6 protein-coding genes are annotated in these 7,063 nt (G+C 72.1%); 2 read left to right on the top strand and 4 right to left on the bottom strand.

Going from position 1 to position 7,063, the window contains the following annotated elements; genetic code table 11:
• The first annotated feature begins 102 nt into the window (after window positions 1–102).
• Window positions 103–609: a redoxin domain-containing protein gene (locus tag ACH9D2_RS05470; RefSeq protein WP_396361743.1), complete on the top strand. Its 507-nt coding sequence runs from the start codon at window positions 103–105 to the stop codon at window positions 607–609.
• 17 nt (window positions 610–626) lie between these two features.
• On the opposite strand, the gene rocD is transcribed toward ACH9D2_RS05470, so the two are convergent.
• Window positions 627–1,892: an ornithine--oxo-acid transaminase gene (gene rocD / locus ACH9D2_RS05465; RefSeq protein ID WP_396361742.1), complete on the bottom strand. Its 1,266-nt coding sequence runs from the start codon at window positions 1,890–1,892 to the stop codon at window positions 627–629.
• 133 nt (window positions 1,893–2,025) lie between these two features.
• Here rocD and ACH9D2_RS05460 point away from each other — a divergent pair, with 133 nt between their 5' ends.
• A complete protein-coding gene (locus ACH9D2_RS05460) occupies window positions 2,026–2,892 on the top strand; it encodes an alpha/beta fold hydrolase (protein ID WP_396361741.1) in 867 nt (288 codons plus the stop codon).
• Between the two features lie 262 nt (window positions 2,893–3,154).
• Here ACH9D2_RS05460 and ACH9D2_RS05455 read toward each other — a convergent pair whose 3' ends face one another.
• From ACH9D2_RS05455 to mmsA, 3 genes are all read right to left on the bottom strand, one after another.
• A complete protein-coding gene (locus tag ACH9D2_RS05455) occupies window positions 3,155–4,201 on the bottom strand; it encodes a galactose-1-epimerase (RefSeq protein ID WP_396361739.1) in 1,047 nt (348 codons plus the stop codon).
• Window positions 4,198–5,361 carry a multiple monosaccharide ABC transporter permease gene (gene mmsB, locus ACH9D2_RS05450; protein ID WP_396361744.1) on the bottom strand — a complete coding sequence of 388 codons (1,164 nt, stop codon included), beginning with the start codon at window positions 5,359–5,361 and terminating at the stop codon, window positions 4,198–4,200. Before mmsB ends, ACH9D2_RS05455 begins: the two co-directional genes overlap by 4 nt.
• Window positions 5,362–5,454: 93 nt before the next feature.
• Window positions 5,455–6,984, bottom strand: coding sequence for a multiple monosaccharide ABC transporter ATP-binding protein (gene mmsA / locus ACH9D2_RS05445; RefSeq protein ID WP_396361738.1), 1,530 nt, complete (start codon window positions 6,982–6,984; stop codon window positions 5,455–5,457).
• Window positions 6,985–7,063: the final 79 nt, after the last annotated feature.

Raw genomic sequence — 7,063 nt, 5'->3', positions numbered from 1 at the left:
GGGCGGCCGCCGTCCGCGCCCTCGGCGCCCGCGCGGGCGCGAGCCGGAACTCGGCGGCAGAATGGGAGCAGACCGTCGTCCTCGACCGCCGCGGAGGCTCCCATGACCACACTGCACGACTTCACCGCCACGACCCTCGACGGACGCGAGCAGGCGCTGTCCGAGTACGCCGGGAAGGTGGTGCTCGTGGTCAACACCGCGAGCGAGTGCGGGTTCACGCCGCAGTACGAGGGGCTCGAGCAGCTGTGGCGGGACTTCAAGCAGGACGGTCTCGTGGTCCTGGGCTTCCCCTGCGACCAGTTCGGGCACCAGGAGCCGGGCAGCGAGGAGGAGATCGCCGACTTCTGCAGCCGCAACTACGGGGTCACGTTCCCCATGTTCGCGAAGGTCGACGTCAACGGCCCCGACGCCCACCCGCTCTGGTCGTGGCTGCGCGAGGAGAAGGGCGGGATCATGGGCGACGACATCAAGTGGAACTTCACCAAGTTCCTCGTGGGCCGGGACGGGCGGGTGATCCGCCGCTTCGCCCCGAAGACCTCGCCGGCGCAGCTCGCCGGCAGCATCGAGTCGGCGCTCGCCCGCGGCGAGGAGCCCGCCGGGGCGAGCTGAGGCGGCTCAGGGGCGGATCAGCGGCGCGCCATCTCCCGCAGCACGTCCGCGAGGGCGGCCAGCCCCCGCTCCAGCTCCGCGTCCGTGATCACCAGCGGCGGGCTCAGCCGGATGGTGGAGCCGTGGGTGTCCTTGGCCAGGACCCCGTGGGCCACCAGCCGCTCGCAGCACTCCCGGCCGGTGCCGAGCCGCGGATCGATGTCGATCCCGGCCCACAGCCCGCGCCCGCGCACCTCGGCCAGGCCCAGCGGCGCCACCTCCGCCAGCCCGGCGTGCAGCTTCTCCCCCATGACCCGCGCCCGCTCCTGCGGCTCCCCGGTGGCGAGGAGGGCGACGACGGCGCGGCCGACGGCGCCGGCCAGCGGGTTCCCGCCGAACGTGCTGCCGTGCTGGCCGGGCCGCAGTACCGACAGGACGTCCGCGCGGCCCACGACTGCGGACACCGGCAGGACGCCCCCGCCCAGGGCCTTGCCCAGCACGTAGAGGTCGGCCTCGACGTCCTCGTGCTCGCACGCCAGCGTCCGGCCGGTGCGGCCCAGCCCGGACTGGACCTCGTCCGCGACGAGCAGGACGCCGTGCTCGGCCGTGCACCGCCGCACGCCCTGCAGATAGCCCGGGGGCGGCACGATCACGCCGGCCTCGCCCTGGATCGGCTCCAGCAGCACCGCGACCGTGTCCTCGGTGACGGCCGCCTCGAGGGCGGCGAGGTCCCCGAACGGGACGGTCACGAAGCCCGGCGTGTAGGGGCCGTAGTTGCGGTGGGCCGCGTCGTCGTCGGAGAAGCTGATGACCGTGGTGGTGCGGCCGTGGAAGTTCCCCGCCGCCACGATGATCTGCGCCCGGCCCGGGGCCACCCCCTTGCGCTCGTAGCCCCACTTCCGGGCGACCTTGATCGCCGACTCCACGGCCTCGGCACCGGTGTTCATCGGCAGCATCATGTCCTGGCCGAGCAGGGCGCACAGTTCGCGGGCGAAGGGGCCGAGCTGGTCGTTGTGGACCGCGCGGCTGGTCAGCGTCACCCGCTCCAGCTGGGTCCGGGCCGCCTCCAGGACCGCCGGGTGGCCGTGGCCGAAGTTCAGCGCCGAGTAGCCGGCGAGGAAGTCGAGGTACTCGCGGCCCTCCACGTCCGTGACGGTCGTGCCCTGGGCCCGGGCGGCCACGACGTCCAGGGGGGAGTACGTGTGCGCGGTGTACCGCTCGGCTGTCTCCGCGAGCTCCCGCGAGCTCGCGTCGTGGCCGGCCGTGGCCGTGGGGTCGACGAACTGCGTCGAGGCGTGGTTCATGGGGTTTCTCCCGGTTCCTCGCTGGTGTTGTCTGGAGCGTGTGCGGTCCAGCCCATCACGTACAACGCCCCGGACCCCGCATTCCAGTCCCGGCCCCGCGCCGCGCGGCCCGTCCCGACCCGCAGGAGGAACCGTGTTCCCCGACTTCACCGCCCACGACGTCCCCGTGCCCGACGGCACAGTCCACGCCCGCGCGGGCGGCGACGGCCCGCCCGTGCTCCTGCTGCACGGCTTCCCGCAGACCCACGCCATGTGGCACCTCCTCGCCCCCGTGCTGGCCGAGGAGTTCACCGTGGTCGCGGCCGACCTGCGCGGCTACGGCCGCTCGCGCACGAGCAGCGAGGACCGCACCTTCCGGGCGATGGCCGCCGACCAGGTGCAGCTCATGCGGGCGCTGGGTCACGACCGGTTCTCCGTCGTCGGGCACGACCGCGGCGCCCGGACCGCCCACCGGATGGCCCTCGACGCCCCCGGCGCGGTCGCCTCCGTGGCGCTCCTGGACATCCTGCCCACCCTGGAGGTGTGGCGGTCGATGGACGCGTGGCTGGCCCAGCAGTACTACCACTGGACCTTCCTCGCCCAGGGCGAGGGCCTGCCGCAGACCCTGATCGGCCACGACCCCGTCTACTTCGTGCACCGGACGCTCCAGGGGCTCAGCGGCACGCAGGTCCCGTTCGACCCGGCCGCGCTCGCCGCCTACGAGGACGCGGCGCGGGACCCCGCCGTGGTCGACGCCTGGTGCCGCGACTACCGCGCGGCCGCCGGCCCGGACGTGGAGATCGACGAGGCGGACGAGCACGAGCAGCGGGACCTCCCCGCGCTCGTCCTGTGGGGCTCGAAGGGCCGGGTCGGCGCACGGGAGGACCCGCTCGCCCTGTGGCGGCGGCAGTTCCCACGGGCCACGGGCCGGGCCCTGGACGCCGGCCACTTCCTCGCCGAGGAGCGGCCCGAGGAGGTCGGTGCGGCGGTCCTGGCGCACCTGCGCTCGGTGGTCCCCTGAGCCCGGTCCGGCGGGTCCGCGCGCCACGGGGCCGCCCGGCGCCGGAGGACGGCGGCGCCGTCCTCCGGCGCCGGGAACGCAGCGCAAGGATCCTTCAGCCCACTTACCTTTTTCCGGGACAGCCCGTAGCGTGGACCGGGCACGTCATCCAGGCAGCACAGCACAGAAGGAGCACCAGCATGCGAAAGATCCTGTTCATGGTCGGCACCGCGGTCTTCGGCCGCATCATGGCGAAGCGGCGCGAGAAGAAGGCCGGCGGCCGCTAGCGCCGGAAGCGCCACTCCGTGCGGGAGCGGTAGGTCTCGCCCGGCCGCAGCACGGGGTCGGAGAGCTCCGGCCGGTTGGGTGAGTCCGGATGGCGCTGGGGCTCCAGGGCGAGACCCGCTCCCCGCGGGTAGCTCCGCCCGCCGGTGCCGGTGATGGCTCCGTCCAGCGCGTTGCCCGTGTACACCTGCAGTCCGGGCTGGTCGGTCCACAGCTCCACGGACCGCCCGCTCGCGGGGTGCTCCAGCCGCGCGGCGGCGCGCAGACCGGTGCCGCGCAGGTGGAAGGAGTGGTCGATCCCGCCTGCGGCCACCGTCTGCGGGTGCTCCGAGCGCATCCGCTCCCCCAGCCGCGCCGCGGTGGTGAGGTCCAACGGGGTGCCGGCCACCGGGGCCGGACCACCGGTGGGCAGCCCGTCCGGGTCGACCGGCAGGTAGTGGTCGGCGTCGACGGTGAGCAGGTGGTCCTCGATCGACCCCGATCCCTCGCCGGCGAGGTTGAGGTAGACGTGGCTGGCGAGCCCCACCACGGTGGGGGCGTCGGTGCGGGCCTGGAGGTCCAGGGTCACGGTGCGGCCGGTCACACGGTACTCGGCCCGCACCGTGAGCCGGCCGGGGAAGCCCTGGTCGCCGTCCGGGCTGACCAGCTCCAGGACCAGCCGGTCCGGACGCACGTCCACCACCTGCCAGGTGCGGCGGTGGAAGCCGTCCGGGCCTCCGTGCAGGGTGTTGCCGCCCTCGTTGGCCGCCAGGTCCACGGTGCGCCCGTCGAGGTCGAAGCGGGCGCCGGCGATCCGGTTGGCGTACCGGCCGACCACCGCCCCCAGGAAGGCCTCCGGGGGTGCCGCGCAGCCTGCGGCGTCCGGATGGCCCAGCATCACGTTGGTGCCGGGGCCCCCGGCCCGGTCGGGCAGGTGCAGGGCCTGGACCGTGGCACCGAGGTCCAGGATCCGCAGCACCGGCCCGCCCGGGGCGGTCAGGGTGTGCGCGGTGACCTCCCGCCCGTCGGGCAGCGTCCCGAAGACCTGTGGTGCGGGTGCGGTCATTTGAGGGCGTTCGAGGCGCGGCGCTTGTTGAACACGTCGAACCCGACCGCCAGCAGCAGCACCAGGCCCTTGATGAACTGCTGGTAGTCGATCCCCACGCCCATGAGCGACATGCCGTTGTTGAGCACGCCCATGATGAGACCGCCGGTGATGGCGCCGATGATCGTGCCCACGCCGCCGGTCACGGCGGCGCCGCCGATGAAGGCCGCGGCGATCGCGTCCAGCTCGAACAGGTTTCCGGCACCCGGCCCGGCGGAGTTCAGACGCCCGGTGAACACCAGGCCGGCCAGCGCAGCCAGCACGCCCATGTTGACGAACAGCAGGAAGTCGACGCGCTTGGTGTTGACACCGGACAGCTGAGCGGCCTGGAGGTTGCCGCCGCGGGCGTAGACGTGGCGGCCGAACACCGTGCGGTTCATGACGGCGCTGTAGGTCACCACCAGGACCCCGAGGACCACGAGCACGATCGGCGTCCCGCCGCGGGAGCTGGCCAGCAGCAGGGTGAGCGCGAGGATGACGACGACGCCGAAGACCAGGCGCGTGAGGAACCAGGCGCGCGGCTCGTCCTCCAGGTCGAGCTTCGCGCGGTTGGCGCGGCCGCGCAGCTGGCTCACGACGAGCAGCGCCATGGCGATGAGGCCGAGGCCCACGGTGGTCCAGTCGAGGATGTTGGTCGCCGGTGGGAACAGCCCCGGGAAGAGGGAGCCGCCGCCGAGCTGGCGGTACTCCGGCGGGAACCCGGTGATCCGCTGGTTCTCGAGCACGATCTGCGTCAGGCCGCGGAAGACGAGCATGCCGGCGAGGGTCACGATGAAGGCGGGGATCCCGATGTAGGCCACCCAGAAGCCCTGCCAGGCCCCGACGAGCGCGCCGACCGCGAGGGAGGCCACGAGGGCCACCCACCACGGCAGGCTCCAGTCCCTGATCATGATCCCGGACATGGCGCCCACGAACGCGGCCACCGACCCGACCGAGAGGTCGATGTGCCCGGCCACGATGATCATGACCATGCCGATCGCCAGCAGCAGGATGTAGCTGTTCTGGACGATGATGTTGTAGACGTTGTCCGGCTGGAGCAGCGCGCCGCCCGTCAGGGCCTGGAACAGTGTCACGATCACCAGCAGGGCCAGGAAGATGCCGATCTGGCGGAGCCTGCTCATGAGGAACCGGCCGGCGTCGGCCACGGCGGAGCTCTTCTGGGGGCTCCTGCTGTCGAGGGCCCGGTCCTCGTCGACGAGGGTGGAAACCATGGGTCAGTCCTTTTCCTTGGTCATGTGCTGCATGAGTCGTTCGGGGGTTGCCTCGGCGATGGGGACCTCGGCGGTGATCCGGCCCTCGGCGAGCGTGTAGATCCGGTCGCAGATCCCCAGCAGCTCCGGCAGCTCGGAGGAGATGACCAGCACGGCTTTGCCCTGTGCGGCCAGCTCGTTGATGATCGTGTAGATCTCGTACTTGGCGCCCACGTCGATGCCGCGGGTCGGTTCGTCGAGGATGAGCACGTCGGGGTCGGCGAACATCCACTTGGACAGGACGACCTTCTGCTGGTTGCCGCCCGAGAGCTTCCCGGTGATCGACGACACCGAGGGCGCCTTGATGTTCATGCTGGTCCGGTACTCCTGCGCCACCAGCGTCTCGCGCCCGCCGTTCACCCAGCCCGCGGACGTGAGCTTGCCCAGGGCCGCCGAGGAGATGTTCCGCTTGATGTCGTCGATGAGGTTGAGCCCGTAGCGCTTGCGGTCCTCGGTGGCGTAGGCGATGCCGTGCCGGATCGCCTCGCTGACGGTCCGCGCCGTGATCTCCTGGCCGTTCTTGTACATCCGCCCGGTGATGTGGGACCCGTAGCTGCGCCCGAAGATGCTCATGGCCAGCTCGGTCCGGCCGGCGCCCATGAGCCCGGCGATCCCGACGATCTCGCCCGAGCGCACGTTGAGGTGCGCCCCGTCCACCACCACCCGCGAGTGCTCCCGAGGGTGGTGCACGGTCCAGTCCTCCACGCGGAGCACCTCCGCACCGATGTCGGGGACCCGTTCCGGGTACCGGTTCGTGAGCTCGCGGCCCACCATGCCCTTGATGATCCGGTCCTCCGTGACCGACCCGTCGTGGAGGCTGAGGGTCTCGATGGTCTGCCCGTCGCGGAGGATCGTCACGGAGTCGGCGATCGCCCGGATCTCGTTGAGCTTGTGGCTGATGATGATGCAGGTGATCCCGTCCTGGCGCAGTCCCCGGACCAGGCCCAGCAGGTGCGCCGAGTCCTCGTCGTTCAGGGCGGCCGTGGGCTCGTCGAGGATGAGCAGCTTCACGTCCTTGGAGAGCGCCTTGGCGATCTCCACCAGCTGCTGCTTGCCCACCCCGATGTCCCCGGCCGGGGTGCTGGGGTTCACGTCGAGGCCCACGCGCCGGAGCAGCTCGACGGCCTTCCGGTTGGTCGCGTTCCAGTCGATGACCCCACGGGTGGCGCGCTCGTTGCCGAGGAAGATGTTCTCGGCGACGGACAGGAACGGGGACAGCGCCAGCTCCTGGTGGATGATCACGATCCCGCTGCGCTCGCTGTCCTTGATGTCCCGGAAGGAGACCGTGCCGCCCTCCAGGACGATGTCCCCCTCGTACGTGCCGTGCGGATACACCCCGGACAGCACCTTCATGAGGGTGGACTTGCCGGCGCCGTTCTCCCCGCAGATCGCGTGGACCTCGCCGCGGGCGACGGCCAGGGTGACGTCCTGCAGCGCCTTGACGCCGGGGAAGGACTTGCTGATCCGGCGCATCTCCAGAACGTGCTCGCTCATGCGGGCCTCCTCGTCTCGAGCTGGATGGTGGGTGGTGGAGCGGACCGGGGGCCGGGCGGCGTGGGCCGCCCGGCCGGTC

It is taken from the genome of Kocuria rhizosphaericola (genome assembly GCF_044462205.1).
Lineage (GTDB): Bacteria > Actinomycetota > Actinomycetes > Actinomycetales > Micrococcaceae > Kocuria > Kocuria rhizosphaericola.
This window is presented reverse-complemented; position numbering and strand designations above follow the sequence as displayed.

Excerpts from the sequence above, each read along its gene's own strand:
- ACH9D2_RS05470 (WP_396361743.1), top strand. The coding sequence starts at position 103 with ATGACCACACTGCACGACTTCACCGCCACGACCCTCGACGGACGCGAG.
- rocD (WP_396361742.1), bottom strand. The coding sequence starts at position 1,892 with ATGAACCACGCCTCGACGCAGTTCGTCGACCCCACGGCCACGGCCGGC.
- ACH9D2_RS05455 (WP_396361739.1), bottom strand. The coding sequence starts at position 4,201 with ATGACCGCACCCGCACCACAGGTCTTCGGGACGCTGCCCGACGGGCGG.
- mmsB (WP_396361744.1), bottom strand. The coding sequence starts at position 5,361 with ATGAGCAGGCTCCGCCAGATCGGCATCTTCCTGGCCCTGCTGGTGATC.
- mmsA (WP_396361738.1), bottom strand. The coding sequence starts at position 6,984 with ATGAGCGAGCACGTTCTGGAGATGCGCCGGATCAGCAAGTCCTTCCCC.